The sequence below is a fragment of the Microbulbifer regidiadema (SeqCode) genome, assembly GCF_052467605.1.
On record NZ_CP174316.1, the window covers coordinates 2733600 to 2749810 of the forward strand.

A 16211-nucleotide genomic window follows, 5' to 3' on the forward strand; every position below is an offset into this window, starting at 1 on the left:
CTTGCCTCCCTTTAGGCCGTCAAAAAACGCTCCCCAAAAGCCCGCCGTCAGCGCCATTCGATACTCAGCCTGTAGCCATTGGGGTATATTACTGGCAGTTCACTAAACGATCCCAACACCAAGCGGTAACGGAGTGCCGCCTTAAGGCAATTGGCACTGCCCGACAGGGTAGAGATGCAGGGTTCACAGGAGCGAATCAATGATAGGGAGCCTCGCGCGTTCCTTCTGTTTGCGCTCCCCAGTACCCAGCAACCTCAGACCTCTTCTGTTACCACCGGTATAGGCTGCAGATAACCATTGAGGCTCACTTTGAAATATCGTTCCCTAGGCCAAATTCTGGCTATCACGCTCTTATTTGTCGTATCGCTGGCCCGGGCTACGCCCGAAATCAGCATAGCCCCCACACCGGCCTGGGTGGATGCCGTCGGCCTCTCGAACAATATGACTGCGCCCGAAGGCAGTGTTAGGTATCACCTGAGCAACTCCCAAATCTCCCATACCAATGAACAGCATCAGTATTATTTTCAGTTGGTCATGGAGCCCCTCAATCAGCAGGGGGTCAACCAGGTATCGGAACTCAACATCAGTTTTTACCCCGCGTTCCAGCAGCTGGTGATTCACGAAATTACCGTTACCCGCGACAATCGAGTAATCGACCGCCTGGAAAAAGAGGACTTCAAACTCTTCCAGTCTGAGCAGGAGCTGTCCAATAAACTCTATTCCGAGATGTGGAATGCGCTGTATATTCTTGAGGATATCCGCCCCGGTGACAAAATCTCCTATGCCTATACCTTAGAGGGTAATAACCCCATCTTTGAACGCGGGGATTTTGGCACCTTCTATCTGTCATGGCCGGATACTATCGACAGACGCTTTGTAAAAATCACCAGTGATAACAAACTGAATTACCGCTTCAATACAGAAACGGTGCCGATTAAGGTGGCTCGCAAGGACAATATTTTCCAGTACACACTGGATCTGCAACAGGTGTCACCGGTACTTCAAGAGGGGGAATACCCTCACTGGCACGATCCATTCAACTATATCCAATACTCGGGCTATAGCAGCTGGGCGGAAGTAAATGACTGGGCCATGACACTCTACGATATTGATCTCTCCCTGCCACAGGAGCTCACCCGGCAGTTGGATCAATGGCGAGCAGAAGAGGGACTTGAAAGCGCTGTCAGCAAGGCAGTTGCCTATGTGCAGGAAGATATCCGCTACTTTGGTATCGAGTTCGGCATCAACTCACACCAACCGCGCACGCCAAAGGAAACTCTGGATAAGCGCTACGGCGACTGTAAAGATAAAGCCATATTAATCACCGCCATGCTGTCTCATTTGGGCGTCAAAGCCTATCCCGCCCTGGTGTCATCGGGGCGTGGACGCGATATTGCCAACGACATTCCCTCCCCCAGTTCATTTGACCATGTCATCAGTGTCATTGAACTCAATGGGCAGGATTATTGGATTGATGGTACCGCGTCCGGTCAGGGCTCCGATATTAAGAGTAAGGGCTTTTTTGACTACGAGCTGGCACTCCCCGTTCGTGCCGGTACACAAGCGCTCAAAGAGGTGACCACAATTTACCCCGCCAACGGCACCCTGCAACTGGACATCACTGAGACCTTTGCAATTAATGCGGGGGCAAATACTGCCGGGTTAACAGTGGAATCCACCTACAGCGCTCTAAAAGCGGAGCAGATGCGTCACTTTTTCCAGTCTGCGGACTCCGAGTACATAAAGAGCAATTACGCAAACTTTATGGCAACTTACTACCCCGGTATTGAAATCACATCCAATATCCACCACCGGGATAACCGCGATGAAAATAAACTTCAGGTCTCGGAACTGTATGAAATCAGTGACTTTGCCGAGCTGAATTCCGCCCGCAAAATTTTTTCCCTGTATGGTTCCAGTATCGCGTCTTATATCACCAGCCCACAAAAACGCATTCGCCAGAGTCCACTGGCATTGACGCACCCTGTGGATATCCATCACAAAACGATAGCCGAGATCAGCGGCGAAGTACTGTGGCGAGACGAATCCGAGGACCTGAAAATAGACAATCCCTGGTTTACCTTTTCCAGAACCTCCGCTCATACCGGCAATAATATCTCGGTCAATTACGCCTTTAAATCCAAGGCGGACCACGTGCGCAATACGGATATTGCCGAGTATATGGAGCAGCTCGATAAACTGGATAGGGCGCTGCAATATCAATTCTGGGCTAAAGGCGATAACGCCAATGCCCAGGAAACCAGCAAGGCGATGAAAAACCTGGTTAAATCTCTGATCAGGAAGTAGACCATGAAAAAATTTCTTTTTGCCCCCGCGCTTTGCCTACTGGCTTCCTGTGCAAGCCAGACCGCTCTCGAACCGGGTGACGACCAGATAAGACGGTTAACCGAGCAGGTAGCCAGCGCCCCAGACACGGTCACTTACGAAGATTTCTGGACGGCCTATCTGGAATCGCAGCAACCCGTTAATAATATCGATGCCAGGGAGCGCTACCTGACTGAAGTGGCCGCGATTGAAGCTGGACAAAAACCCTGTGAAGCCGTGGATTGGAAGGCTGTAGCCAACCAGCACATCCTCTCTCTAATGCCCCACCTCACCGCCGCAGAGTGCTATGAATCAGTGGGGCAGTTAGAGGCTGCCAACTATCATAAAAACCTGTTTGAATTTATTGCCACCGGCATTCTTTCCGGGCGCAGTGGTGAGCAGAGCTATAGCGCCTTCGAAGTGGCGAGCTGGGCAGATGCCGAAGATCTGCTCACCATATCTGGCTATGAAATTATCGATAGCTATCTAGAGTTTGCCAATAGCCGCAATGCTATCTACCGCGTATATAACGTAAAGGAAGTGGGCGGCAATCAGGTCTCCAAGATTTACTTCGATAATGCCCGCTTCCTGCACCGGCTGCTCGCGATTCGCTATCCATTTGCCGGCACTTCGGATCAACTGTATAGCGATGTTATCCAAGTACTGGCCCCGACGGATTATACCGCCCGGCACGCCGAGGGTATTGTATTGCACGCCGAGGGGCAGTACCCACAAGCTGAACAGGCCTATCTGGATGCCATTGTGATGGGGTCCGTTTCTGCCAATATCAGCTTGGGGCGACTGTGTCTCAGTGGGAAAGCGGATAAATTTGCCCTCAATGAGTGCGCCCAGTTATTTGTTGCTGCGGCAGAACTGGGGCTCCAAGAGGCAAAAGTTTACCTGGCTTATATGGCCTATATGGGGCTGGGGGTCGAAGCTGAACACACTTTAGCGGCAACACTGCTAGCCAGTGCCGAAAGGCATCTGAAAGAGGGGCAGGCGGAGTACGAACTCTACTCCCTCTTTACCTCGGAAGAGTTTACAGCGGTTAACGAAACTCTTGCTGCACAGTTCTTGCAGGCCAGTATCAATAAGAATTACCCGATGGCAATCTTTACTCAAGCCATCGCTGAGCTTGAACAGGATAACTACCCTCAATTTGAGCAACTTATCCAGCAAGCCTCCGACAGCGGCTTCTCACCGGCTCAATTCTTTTACGCCAGCTATTTATTGGAGGGGAAAAACGAAATTGCCAAAGGCATGGCGCTACTCAACGAGGCCGCCATAGCAGGACATCCCGCCGCCCTCTACGAGAAGGCCCGCATCGCACAGTACGGCGTACATGGACTGCCCCAAAATATTGATCAGTCTATTAGAGACTACAAAGCTTCCGCATATCGCAACCATCTGCCCGCACAATTAAAAATGGGAATACTCAACTCCAAGGGAGTAATTGCAGACGCCAGCGCCGATATTGCCTATGCGTGGTATCTGCTGTGTGGCAGGGCCGGCAACCTAGAGTGTATTACCAATATGGGCTACTCCGCTGAGCACGGTTATGGAGTAGAGCAAAGTCCAGCTCATGCCGCTGAGCTCTATCAGCTGGCGGGGGCAGAGGGTTCGGCCAACGCCAATGCCAGGCTGGCGGGACTCTATGAGAGGGGGCGCGGGGTAGAGCAGGACCTGGAGCAGGCAATCTATTATTACACCCTGGCCGCAGACAGTGGTTTAGCCACAGCGATGAATAAGCTGGGGCTTATCTATCTGGACTCTGACAATACGCCTAATGACTACTCCAAGGCACTGTATTGGTTCGAACAGGCCGCTCTCCACAATTCCAAGTATGGTTTTTTTAATCAGGCGCGGATGTATGAACAGGGACTCGGTGTAGCGGCAGAACCCGATCGAGCGCTGTCACTCTACGAAGAGGCTTCCAAGAGAGGCCATGGTATAGCCTCTCTGAGAATTGCTGAAGCCTACAGTCGAGGAGAATCGCTCGATCAAAACCTTGACCAAGTACTTCACTATTTAAAACTGGCCACCGAGCAAAGCGATAACCGACAGCTAAAACAAATGCTGGAAACCTGCACTGATACAAGAGACTGCAATATCACAGATCTAAAACAGCTCCTAAGTGAACTCTCCTCAGAGTAATAACGCTCAGGTGGTCAACTATTTACCCCAATAGTTGACCACCTTCACTCTCCGATTTTTACCGCAGTACCGATCTCGACAGTTTGAGATCGGTAGTCCACTGATAGATCCTGCTTAAAAAGCACGCCAGCCATCACAGAATAAGGCTCACAGCTCTTTATACTCCGCGCCAATCATATGCGGTACAACGGATCTACGAGGTAATATGACCTATTCACTGAAGTTACTCATGGCGATCGGCCTATCTATTCTTCTCACTGCCTGTGGTGGCGGTGGAAGCTCTGATGATAGTGATACTGACGATACCCCGGTGAGCAGCGATGATAATTCCGGCTCTGATGACACCTCAACGATAAGCGGCAATAGTGGCAGTGTCAGTGAAAATAACGACACCACCACGACCGGGCAGCTGAGCGACAGCGCCAATAGTAACCAAACCTTTGAAGCTGGCAACTTCCAGGGGGGCTACGGGGAACTGCAAAGCTCCACCGATGGCAGCTGGACTTATACACTCGACAGTGAACTGGCCGATCCAATCCAGGGCTCAGAAGTAGTCACCGATACTTTCACTATCGGTGTTGGCTCCAGTGATTCAACAACGGTTTCTATCTCCATCACAGGCTTCGACGACACCTATACGTTTAGCCCCGCCAATCCTCTGGCCACCTTGGTGGTAGAGGGTAAGGAGTTTGCCTCTGGTACACTTCTCCTAGACGATGTCGATGGCAACACGCCTGTATTTGTTGCAGAAACTATTAATGGCTCCTACGGCGACTTTACACTATCGAGCAATGGTGACTGGGAATACAGCCTCAATGACAGCGCAGAGAGTTTAAATAGCGGAGATTCTGCAGAAGACACCCTCACATTCCAACTTAGCGACGGCTCCAGCCAGTCAATTATCTTTGATATCGTTACCATTGAACCTACAGAGAGCAGTATCGTATTTATTTTTATGAACTTCTCTGACGCAGTACCGACAGATACAACGGATATCTCCGATATTGCGAATATGGTATTTAACAATGAAGATTCTCTCGATAACACCTATCTGAAAAATTCATTGGGACAGCTAAAGTTTCTTCGCCACCGCATTAATGATAATACCCTGGAGCACTATTGCTATGGGGAAGCCGGCAATGAAGACAGCTCTATTGACTGTATCAGTTATGATATCCCCGATAGTCAGGATGGGGGAACACTCAGCATTGAAAATGCCAGCGCCCGCTCCAGCCAAGGGGGTGAATATACTGACGGGGGCTTCACCTGGCGAGACAATGCAAGCGAGTGGATTGAAGCCAATTTGGTCGATGACAACAACAGCCCCCTTGACCTGAGTGACTGGCGCCATCGCGTTTATATTTTTCCTACAGAAGCCAATAGCGCCGGACTTGTCGGTGCTGGTGTCGCAGCTCTCAATGGAAAATGGAGCCTTATTACCGCCTATACAGACCCGGTGATTATGGGCCATGAACTCGGCCACAATATTGGACTCAATCACGCCGGTAACGATGACAACAATGATGGTGACACCAACGATAGAGGTGAAAGTGAGTACGGAACAAGCGGGGCATTTATGGGCAACGCCTGGGGTTCACGACTATTTGGTAGCGGCCACCGGGAGTATATGGGCTGGTATGATTGGTTTCCCGAGTACAGCAAAACCATTACTCAGACCGCCGGCAGCACCGAACAAGTGGAGATTGAAGCTATCGAGCTAACGGCCGGCGAGCTCAGCGGCAACCTGCCACAACAGCTAAAAGTTGCAAGTGAAGGCAGCAGTAACGGGGAAGATTATTACTATGTTAACTATCATATAGGGCATGACATCTTGAACCCCTCTGCGCATATGGAGAATTCAGTTAGCATTCATTACCTGGATGATAACCTTTTTAATCACGTAGCAGAGCTCGAAGCACCCGGGGATAGCTTTACCGACGCCGATATCGGCCTGACTATCGAGTTTCAATCCAGGAGTTCCGATAGCCAGTCAGCCACCCTGATAGTCAGTTACAGCGACTAAGCCCCTATCATTGTAGAGCCATAAAGAACAGGATAAGCACGATGAAAAGACTACTTTTATTGGCATTGACCTTTACATTCTCACTATTTGTGCAGGCGGAAGAAACCGTCACCGGCACCCTGGAAGAAGTTATCTCAGAAAACTTTGAGACCGGAGAATCCAAGCACAAATTTTCATTGAAAGATGAACAGAGCGGAAACTACTACTTTATCGATCTCGATGAGGCCAAGCGCAAAGGTATGAAGTCTGGCGATAGAGTGAGAATTCGCGGTGAGCGCGGAGAAAAACGCACACTGCGCATTACAGAATCTGAAAAAATTGAGCTACAAGATAGCAAATAAACCCTGCATTCAATCAAGCAAGCGGCCCAATTAAGCCGATTAAAGTGGAATAGTGCTCGCCGAGCCGCAGTACTATTCCACTATCGCCCCTACCCCACTCTCAACTGATTCAACTGCTGCAGATGCGGCATAAAGTTTAGAGCACAGCGGCGGTTAAACTCCCTGATTTCCTCTATTTTATACTTGTGCGCAAGTTCATTACCCGATCGCAATTGATTCTGTTCGGGATAGATCCCCTTGCCGGTTAACAGGCAATTCCATGACACATTCGGGAAATAAACATCCAGCTTTTGCTCCAGCAGCTCATCGGTAATATTCTTCCCCGCCATCCAAGCCATCAAAATTGAACGCAACGATGGGGATATTTTTTCATTACTCCCGTTGGCAAGCCAGTAATCCGTATCCGTCCGTGAATTGATGCGATAGTGGCAGACAATATAATCCCGTACCGCATCAAAGCGGGCACTGATGCGGTTATTAAACTCATCCCTGAACTTATCTGTATGACCGCCATTGTTATAGGCTTCAATAAAGCGCACCACGGTTTCCTGTACCATATCCAGAGCCGTCGCCTCCAAAGGCTCAATAAAGCCCTGAGAGAGCCCCACCGCCAGGCAGTTCTTCGCCCAGTGCTGGGCAACCCGCCCCACCTTAAAACGCAACCGGCGCGCCTCAACGTCGCTATCCAGTAGGCCCAAGTGGGCGCGGAATTCTGTTTCCGCCTTGTCATCGTCGACAAAGCGAGAACTGTAGACATAGCCGTTGCCATTGCGATTGGTCAGAGGAATTTTCCAGGCCCAACCGTATTTCATCGCAGTGGAAATTGTATGCGGCGCATAGTCCTGTTCCTGATCCGTAGCAAATACGACCGCCGAATCATTAAATAAGCTCTCTGCACTACTGATAAAAGGCACTTGCAAAGACTGCTGAATAAGACTTCCGCGAAAACCGGAACTATCGACATAGAGATCCGCTTTAAGCACTTCACCATCGGTGGTTTTCAGGTGATCGATATTGCCCTGGGTATCGAGCATCGCACCGGCAACCGTCGCCACCTTATAGCGAACCCCTTTTCTTTCCGCAACCCGGCGTAAAAACTGGCCCAATAAACCAGAATCAAAATGGTAGCCATAGGCAATTTCAAAAGGGAAGTTTTCCGGCGCGACGGGAGATAATTTTTGCCGGATCATCTCAGTTGCCAGAAAGAAGTGGTCCGGGTGTCCCTCCAGGTCCACACCTTTTCGCCGCAGAAAACTATTGTGAAAAAATGCCGGGATGGTGAACTGATCCGGCTGCCCCACAAAGGGGTGAACATACTCGCTATAGCCCGGCTTGACCGACCAATCCTTAAAAGTAATCCCGACCTTATAGGTAGCGTTGCAGGCGGGCATCCACTCCGCTTCGCTAACCCCAATAGTCTCCATAAAGCCTTTTAGTGGTGGAGTTGAACCCTCCCCGACACCGATAATGCCAATATCCGGCGATTCCACCAGGGTGATCTCAAACCCTTTGTCCTGCCAGTGGGTCGCCATCAGATTGGCAGTTATCCAACCAGCGGTACCCCCACCAAGAATAATTATTTTTTTGCGTTGGTTGCTCATGTCGACTCTCAAAAAATCGGCACCGTACTTACTGGCGGCCCTTTTAATATTTCAAAAAAAACCGCCCGGCAAGCGTAGCTCAGCGGGCGGTCTCTTATCACATCTTCGATTTACACCGAAAGAATCAGCACTACTTAATAGCTGTAGTTCAGACCGAGGTAGAACTGACGCCCAAATTCGGTGTATTCACCGAGGACACCATCCACCCCATAAGATTTCACATCCGCTTCATCAGTGAGGTTATTCGCGGAGAAAACCACATCAATACCGTTATCAAATGCGTAGGATATCTGTGCATCGACCGTGGTATAGGCTTGCGCTTCCACAGGTGTGGAGCTGCCTGGCACCGGCATATTCAGGATAAATTCATCCCGATAGCGAACATTGACATGGGAGCTGAAACTACCGATATCCCAGAATACAGTAGTGCTCCAAACATTTTCAGAGAGACCCGGCAACGGCAGGTTTTCACCATAGAGACTGCCGCCACTCACTTCGGTTTCACTCTCGGTATAGGAATAGCTAGCAGTCATACCCAGACCAGCCCAAATACCCGGCAGCTGATCGAAGGTCTTGGTGCCGGCGAGTTCTATACCCCGGATATAACCACCTTTATCATTGTTAACAAAGGTTTCAAAAGCACCGGCTTCCAAGCCATCTGGAATTTCAATGCCCAGGGAATCAAACAGCGCCGTGCGCTCTGCCTGGCTATCCAGATAGATATACTGCTTCTCTACCAGGCTCTCGATATCCTTCCAGAAAAGCGCGGCAGTTACTGCGCCGCCATCTTCGAAATAGTGCTCATAAGCCAAGTCAAACTGGTTTGCACGGAAAGGATCGAGGTAGGGAGACCCCTTGGTCCAAACGTTGTACTCCGTGGCGCCATCGTTGTTAACACTGTTCCAAGAGCCAGCGCCCCCCTTCAGCTGCCCAACCGGTGGACGGCCCATCACTTTAGCTGCAGCAAAGCGAATATAGTCCTGCTCGGTCAGCTCAAAATTCAAGTTAAGGGAAGGCAGGGTATCTGTGTATTCGGGGCCGTACTCAACATAGTCATAGCTATCTGAAGTTACACCCACATCATCGGTAATCTCGATACCATTGCCGGCACCCACATTTTGGATTCCGCTGGATTTCACATCGGTCTCGACAATACGTACACCGAAATTACCAGTTACAGGAATGCTACCCAGCTGGGTATCGATATTGGCCATCAAGTAGTAGGCAAAGACTTCCTCTTTCATCGTCCCGGACTCAACGAAAGTCCAGTCCTGGCTAAATACCTTTTTACCTTGGTAATTACCGGCACCAAAAATACTGGAGGCCAGGGCATCCATGTCGTTGACTACGAATTGTGGTATCCCATTGGTGGATTCAACACTGACATAGCCGTCCAGTAGTTGCGGCTCACAATCGATATCGGACAGGTTGTCCGCACAGTAATCATTGAATTGGCCATCGCGGCTACCGTAAAGGAAGGCTCCACGCTCAGAGTCAAAAGTGCGCTCAGAGACACGGAATCCTGCCTCAATAGAGGCAATCGCTCGCCACTCCAAATCGAACTTGTAATCGAATTTGAAGGCTTCAACCTTATCGGTGTACTCGTGGGGGTATTCTTCGTAGCGCGACAAACGCATGGTATCCAGATCGGTGAAATCTACACCGGAGAAAACGCCTGAGGGAATACCATCGCCATTAAGGGAATAGGCAAAGCTCTGCCCAGCAGCTTCCTCCCAGGTCTCTAAGTTACCATCGTCATCATAGGTCAGGTCGTAAGCGTGCATGGACACAATCTGGTCCTTGCGCGTCTTGGTGCCCTTACTGTAGGAGTAGTCAACGGCCAGGGTGTGACGATCACCTAAATTCCACTCCAGGTTCAGACCAATACTATCGCTGTCCGCCTGAGTGGATTGATCCTCAGAGCGGGATTCAAACCAGGGGCTGGAATGATCAACTGTTTTAGGGTCGGTAATAATTACCGTACCATCGGTAACCACACCGCCATTCACTTCAGTATCGGAAAGGGTGTAAAAGTTTGTATTGGCCAGGCCACCAACCGTAATACCGTGGCGAGTATCAACACGCTCAAAGTCAGACTTAAAATAATCTAACTGGGCCTTGAAGCTATCGGTAGGCTCGAAAACGACGCTGGCCAGGTAACCATTACGAGTATCGGTACCATCACCGGATTGCCACTGGAACGCGCGCGGCAAAGCCGCCTCGCTACCGTTACCATCGTAATCGACATCCTGCTCGTAACCGATCTGGTCGTCTGCACCCGTACGGGACTTTACAAAGCTGTTCGGCTGCTCAAGGTGGGAGTACCCCAGGGCTACGCCTACTTTGTCGTCCATAAATTTACCCATGTACGACAGCGTGACGCGCTCACCGAATTCATCGGCACCGATGTCGTCTGCTGCGTCGTTAAACGACATACGCACATTGGCATTAAAGTTGTGTTCTTTCTCCGCATCCAGGGGATTCGCGGTTTTCAGCTCGACAGAGCCCGCAACCCCGCCTTCGATATGGGAGGCTTTGGGAGATTTGTAAACTGCAGCCTGATTGATCAGCTCGGCCGGATACTGGTCAAAAGAGATCCAGCGGGTGCTTTCGGTGTAGCCACTGGTGGAGGCCTGTTCACGACCATTCAGGGTCGTCTGCAGGAAATCGCCGTTCATACCGCGGATATTTAGCTGTGAGGACTGACCGTTGGATCGCACGGTGGTTACGCCGGGCAGACGGCCCAGGGCATCGGCGATTGATTGGTCGGGAAGAGATGACAGAGCGCCCGCATCCACCACATCGGCGACAACATCGGCGGAGCGCTTGGCTTCAAGGGAGTCCAAAACGCTGGTACGGATACCGGTAACTGTTACTTCTTCCAGAGTTTCCTGCTCCTGTGCAAAGGCCCCTACCGAGGTAGACACGGAGGCCGCGATGGCAGCAGATAGCAAAGTGGGTCTGAGCGCCCCTTTGCTTTTATTGGATAGACTCATCATCTTCTCCCTGGACTTATCGTTATGTTGAGACCCTGCATCCTAGGGCGGCCCCTAATCCATAACATCCTCCCCCGAGGGGGGAGGAGACGGGAAAAAGTGTGAGATCAATCACAGGTGGGTCTTAATACACGTTTGTCAGGTCGGCGCCTGTCAAAACGCAACAATAAGTTATCCCTCCAGCTGTACCGCCGCGCCGATCAGTGCCTGGTAGCCCGCGTTTAGCGCATATACCGGGACCGCGTCCATCCACTGAGCCACACGCCCTTTGCTGAGGAAACGCTGCTCAAATTCGCTCTCCGGTAGCAATTCAGCAATTCTGGGCAGTATTCCCCCGCCCAAAAATACTCCGCCCCGTGCACCCAGATACAGGGCGGCATCGCCGGCGGCACTGCCGAGGAAATTGAGGAAATCTATCAGGGTTTCACGACACAGCGGATCTGAGCCCTCAAGGCCACGGGCACTGATATCCGGGGGTGTCAGGTCCTCAGCAGCCTTGCCGTTCAACTCGCAAACTGCCCGGTAGAGATTCACCAAGCCATTGCCCGACAACACCCATTCATTAAAAACCGGCACCTGGGTTTTCATCAGGATTTGCAGCAGCTGTAATTCACGCTCAGTAGAGACGGTCAAATTGGCATGGCCACCCTCTCCCGCCAACACATGGTATCGACCCTCGGCCTCCGCCAGCCCAGCGACGCCGAGCCCGGTACCGGGACCGAGCACCGCCATAGGGGCGCCTTTTATCCGGGGGGTATCGCGCAGTATCTGGTAGTCCGATTCAGCCAGGCGGGGCAGGGATTGTGCCAGGGCGGCAAAATCATTGATCAGCTCCAGGTGGGGCAAACTGAACGCTTGCGCCAACTGTCCGGCATCAATCGTCCAACCCAGATTGGTCATATAAACCCGCCCCCCCGTTGGAGTCATCTCCAGCGGGCCGGCTGCGGCAATACACGCCTTTTCCGGGCGCGGCTGGTTCACTCCATCAAGCCAGTGCTGCAACGCTGCATCGAACCCCTCAAAACGCTGGCAATCAACCACCTTGAGTTCTTCCAGCTGGTAGCCCTCTGCAATAGGCTTGGCGATGGCAAATCGGGCGTTGGTCCCACCGATATCCGCTACGATACTCGTCATAGTTATCCTTCTAACTTCCCCCAAAAAAGGCGATATAACTTAAGGCGTCAGGCACAATTTTGCCAGCCCCACAGCGGACTACACTGGACAACTCACCCTATAAAGGAACCGCATAACCCCATGGCCGATACCGCTGAACACATCGACCGGCACAAAAGAAAACCGATACCAACCTTTTGGTCACACTTTTTTAGCGCTCTACGGGTGGAATATTTTTCACCGCATCCACGAATATGCGGATTTCCTCCTGGCTAAAAGACGTATTCACGCGCGCTTGTGAGGCCGGCTGGTGGTGAATGCCAACACCATAGCGCCGTGCAATTTGGGGGCGGATGGGGCGGGGACAAAAATTGCCACCACAGTTGGGACAGACATTACTGAGTAGTGTCTCCACACAGGATTGACAGAAGGTACACTCGTAAGTGCAAATCATCGCCTCTTGCGAATCTGGTGGCAGGTCTTTATCGCAGCCCTCACAATTTGGCCTTAATTCCAGCATCCGAGATCACCCTTAGTTTCACTCAAGCATTTTTATAAACTGATTACACCCACGACGTCATTCAGTTTTTCTGTGGAAAATTTCCGAGCAAAGAAAGCCGACAGAAAGTCTGTAGAGCTTCACCCTGTAAAAAAATATGCTCGGGATAAATATAGAATACCCTTTTCGCAGTAATCCACAGGCTAACTCAACCAATCGAAGTCCAGAAAAACTTTGCCCATATTAGCCCCTTATCCACAGGGATAGTGGCATAAAAGAGACAGCTAGCCGCCATATTCCGTCATGCTTGCAAGCTCAATAGCGCTGTTAAAGCCCCTCACTCAAGCTTATAAACCGCGCAACTATCCTAAATACTCCCTGCGGATTCCACTACCAGAATCCGAGCCTCCCCAATAGGATGGGCAACATGCTCAGTTCCCTCGGAAGCGTAAAATATATCGCCGGGGCCGAGAAGCTCAGACTCAGCTTCCCCCTCCACCTTATAAAACATTTCCACACGGCCATCGAGAACCGCAAAGACTTCTTGACCATCGTTGATATGCCAAATATAGGGCTGATCGGTCCAGTGCAATTTAGTAGTTATACCATTCATATTAGCGATAAGTTGCGATGCCCAGGGCTTATCGCCAGTAAACTCACTGCTGCGCACTATCTTCATAAAGGTTATTCCAGCAAGGTAATTTAAAGAATTGCTAACTACAAAGCGGATTCTTCGGGCACAGGAGAAGTCATGGCGCCATTTTCAGCAGGTTCTTTTTCCGCCGGCTCATCAACGCGCCGAACTCCAAAGGTCACCGTCGGTGGAATTCCCATGCCCAGATCGATATCTGCAACACGGTAGTTGCATCCTCTGGCTTTGAGAATGGCATTCACCTTCTCCTGCTTTTCAACCGCTTTGATAACGGTATTGGCTATCACCTCATCACTGCTAAATGCGCTTACAGATTCATTGACCCTTTCGCCGAGTTCCTTGGCTTTATCAAAAATACCCATTTTCTCCATTTCCCTCTCTACTAATTAACGGTCGAAATCATAGGTCAAATATCTATATTTAGGAACCGGAGGCAAGTCGCTGTACTGCACTCCCAAAGTGGCGGCGACCAACAATTCAGACCAATTGGTCGAACCGAGCGGAAATATAAACCAAAGTGCCTGACCAGACATCCACAAAAGGGGCAGTAGTCCGTTTACCCCCATAATTTCCAGCCCCTCCTCCCCGCGCCTTGCCCACCCCAGATTGATATGTCACTATCATTTTTTTTGCGATTTGGTAGCGATAAATGAGTGGGCGCAAGCAGTTCGATGAGTCACAAGTGCTGGACAAGGCCATGCGCGTTTTCTGGGAAAAAGGCTACAAATCAACTTCCCTGTCGGATCTTGAATCGGCCATGGGACTGAATAAATCCAGCATCTACAACACCTTCCAGAGCAAGGAGGCGCTGTATGGCCGCTGCCTGGAGCACTTCCACACCCAGTATGCCTGCGATGCTATGGGCACCTTGAACCATCCAGACTTTCGCACAGCCATAGGCGGCTTCCTGGAAATACTTCAGTCAGGTATGGAGAGCTCGGAAACTCCTGAGGGCTGTATCGCCACTATGGCGGCAATGGAGGTAGGTGCCAGTGAGGGGTTCCTCGCTGACTTGGTAGCCAAGGGTACCAATGATATGTTGAGCCGGATTGAAGCTCGCATGCAAAAAGCTATTGACGATGGCCAGTTACAGGCCGATGTCGATTGTGCCGCCCTCGCCGCAATGGTTATGGCTGTGAGCCGAGGCGTAGTGGCCCTGAATAAAGGCACAGGCAGTACCACTGCTGGTCAAAAAAGTTACCAACAGCTATCCACCATTCTGGATCAGTACACACACGTCTAAAAAAGCCCACCCCAAAATTTCCTGCCTCTTTGGGGTGGGAATGGGGGCATTCCTGTGAGAATTAACCGTTAAAAATAGCGACGCAATTCCAACTGAAAGTAGTCGTCATTACGCAAACTGTAAGTGGGATCTTCTTCATCCGCATTACCGAAAAAACGCGCTTCCGCTTCCAACAGCCAGCGATCATTTAGCCGGTGGCTAAGTTCCAAGTTGGAAAAGCGACTGCCATTATCCAAATCGGTACTGACAGCAAATAAAAGCTCTGTATCCTGAGTATTATTCAGGGCATAGCGCGCACCTATGGCAATATCATTTTGACTGGCCGTAGACCAAGGTCCAGTGCGATCATCAAATTGATATTCCATTAATACCCCGAGATCTGCTACCGTTTCGCTAATACCATAAAATGTATATTCGAAACCACCGACAGCCGCTGTCTGGCGGTCTTCACCGCGCGGCTTAAATGAAATCGCTTCAAACTTCCACAACCAGTCTCCACGGGTCGTTTGAATATCCACACCGGTCTGATCGATCTGTGCGTAGTAAGGCGCGAGTAATCCATCCTCCGCAAGCAGCAATAGTGGGTCCCGATTGGTGCCGGAAAAATGGCTGAGGCCCAGGTCCCAATCTCCAAGTACATGGCTGTAACGCAAGGCCCAGTCTATGTGCTTTTCTTCCCGATCAGATTGATAAACCGCAGCCTCCTCATCGATAGGCAAGGGTGTGCGCAATCGCCCTTCCCGGCCGGCAAACTGGCGCTCGCGAAAACCCACTAAAGCGTAAGCCTCCAGCGTTCCCCAGTCCCGCTCCATCAGGAGATTGAGCATGGGTTGGCCCAGTTTGTCTTCTCCGTCGATATTTTCCAGTGCATCATCCTGGTTAATCACATCCACCAGATGTACGGTTTCAGTAACACCCCAAAATACCTTGCGCACACCGGCGTACAGTTCAAAGCTATCGTAAGCTTTCCACCAGTAAAGCTCGCCGAGATCTGCGTGATTGCGCTCGCTATCCTCACTGTCCCAACGCCCAAAAACGCTGGCTACAACACGCTGGTTGCCGTCGTCAAAATCCCGGTAGTACTCAAGATTTAAAGACGCAGAAAGACCGGCATCGCTTTGCGCCGAATCCAGCGGGTCTGCGGTGAATGCGCGGGCCTCCAGACCCGCGTAACCGCTTAACTCATTTGCCCCAGCCATATGGCTCAACGCTGCCACGAGTGGCAACAGGGCGAGTATTTTTCGCTTTGCCATGGGCGCAGTCC

General features: G+C 50.8%; 12 protein-coding genes. 5 read left to right on the top strand and 7 right to left on the bottom strand.

All coding sequences use genetic code 11. The features are described from left to right. The first annotated feature begins 309 nt into the window (after positions 1 to 309). The 4 genes from ACJJIF_RS12555 to ACJJIF_RS12570 all read left to right on the top strand — a co-directional run bounded on the left by ACJJIF_RS12555 (position 310) and on the right by ACJJIF_RS12570 (position 6843). The gene (locus tag ACJJIF_RS12555; protein ID WP_444928693.1) at positions 310 to 2307 is read left to right on the top strand and encodes a DUF3857 domain-containing transglutaminase family protein; all 1998 of its coding nucleotides are present in this window, start codon (positions 310 to 312) and stop codon (positions 2305 to 2307) included. Positions 2308 to 2310: 3 nt separating this feature from the next. After that, positions 2311 to 4479, top strand: coding sequence for a tetratricopeptide repeat protein (locus tag ACJJIF_RS12560; RefSeq protein ID WP_444928694.1), 2169 nt, complete (start codon positions 2311 to 2313; stop codon positions 4477 to 4479). Positions 4480 to 4684: 205 nt separating this feature from the next. Then, positions 4685 to 6502 (top strand): VCBS domain-containing protein, encoded by a 1818-nt coding sequence (locus ACJJIF_RS12565; protein WP_444928695.1) that lies wholly within the window; start codon positions 4685 to 4687, stop codon positions 6500 to 6502. Positions 6503 to 6543: 41 nt separating this feature from the next. Then, the gene (locus ACJJIF_RS12570; RefSeq protein WP_444928696.1) at positions 6544 to 6843 is read left to right on the top strand and encodes a hypothetical protein; all 300 of its coding nucleotides are present in this window, start codon (positions 6544 to 6546) and stop codon (positions 6841 to 6843) included. An 89-nt stretch (positions 6844 to 6932) separates the two neighbouring features. Here ACJJIF_RS12570 and ACJJIF_RS12575 read toward each other — a convergent pair whose 3' ends face one another. The 6 genes from ACJJIF_RS12575 to ACJJIF_RS12600 form a co-directional block, all read right to left on the bottom strand. Next, positions 6933 to 8444, bottom strand: a complete 1512-nt coding sequence (locus ACJJIF_RS12575; protein WP_444928697.1) for a tryptophan halogenase family protein — start codon at positions 8442 to 8444, stop codon at positions 6933 to 6935. Positions 8445 to 8578: 134 nt separating this feature from the next. Next, complete coding sequence (locus ACJJIF_RS12580; RefSeq protein WP_444928698.1) at positions 8579 to 11440, bottom strand: TonB-dependent receptor; 2862 nt, start codon at positions 11438 to 11440, stop codon at positions 8579 to 8581. Positions 11441 to 11611: 171 nt separating this feature from the next. Further along, complete coding sequence (gene glk, locus ACJJIF_RS12585; RefSeq protein WP_444928699.1) at positions 11612 to 12574, bottom strand: glucokinase; 963 nt, start codon at positions 12572 to 12574, stop codon at positions 11612 to 11614. 190 nt (positions 12575 to 12764) lie between these two features. Beyond that, positions 12765 to 13073, bottom strand: coding sequence for a DUF1272 domain-containing protein (locus ACJJIF_RS12590; protein ID WP_444928700.1), 309 nt, complete (start codon positions 13071 to 13073; stop codon positions 12765 to 12767). A 346-nt stretch (positions 13074 to 13419) separates the two neighbouring features. Continuing rightward, the gene (locus ACJJIF_RS12595) at positions 13420 to 13731 is read right to left on the bottom strand and encodes a cupin domain-containing protein (RefSeq protein ID WP_444928701.1); all 312 of its coding nucleotides are present in this window, start codon (positions 13729 to 13731) and stop codon (positions 13420 to 13422) included. Between the two features lie 38 nt (positions 13732 to 13769). Beyond that, the gene (locus ACJJIF_RS12600; protein ID WP_444928702.1) at positions 13770 to 14075 is read right to left on the bottom strand and encodes a hypothetical protein; all 306 of its coding nucleotides are present in this window, start codon (positions 14073 to 14075) and stop codon (positions 13770 to 13772) included. A 278-nt stretch (positions 14076 to 14353) separates the two neighbouring features. Here ACJJIF_RS12600 and ACJJIF_RS12605 point away from each other — a divergent pair, with 278 nt between their 5' ends. Beyond that, on the top strand, positions 14354 to 14947 hold the full coding sequence (locus tag ACJJIF_RS12605) for a TetR/AcrR family transcriptional regulator (protein WP_444928703.1): 594 nt from the start codon (positions 14354 to 14356) through the stop codon (positions 14945 to 14947). A 68-nt stretch (positions 14948 to 15015) separates the two neighbouring features. Here the strand turns inward: ACJJIF_RS12605 and ACJJIF_RS12610 are convergent, their stop codons facing one another. After that, positions 15016 to 16200: a hypothetical protein gene (locus ACJJIF_RS12610; protein ID WP_444928704.1), complete on the bottom strand. Its 1185-nt coding sequence runs from the start codon at positions 16198 to 16200 to the stop codon at positions 15016 to 15018. Positions 16201 to 16211: the final 11 nt, after the last annotated feature.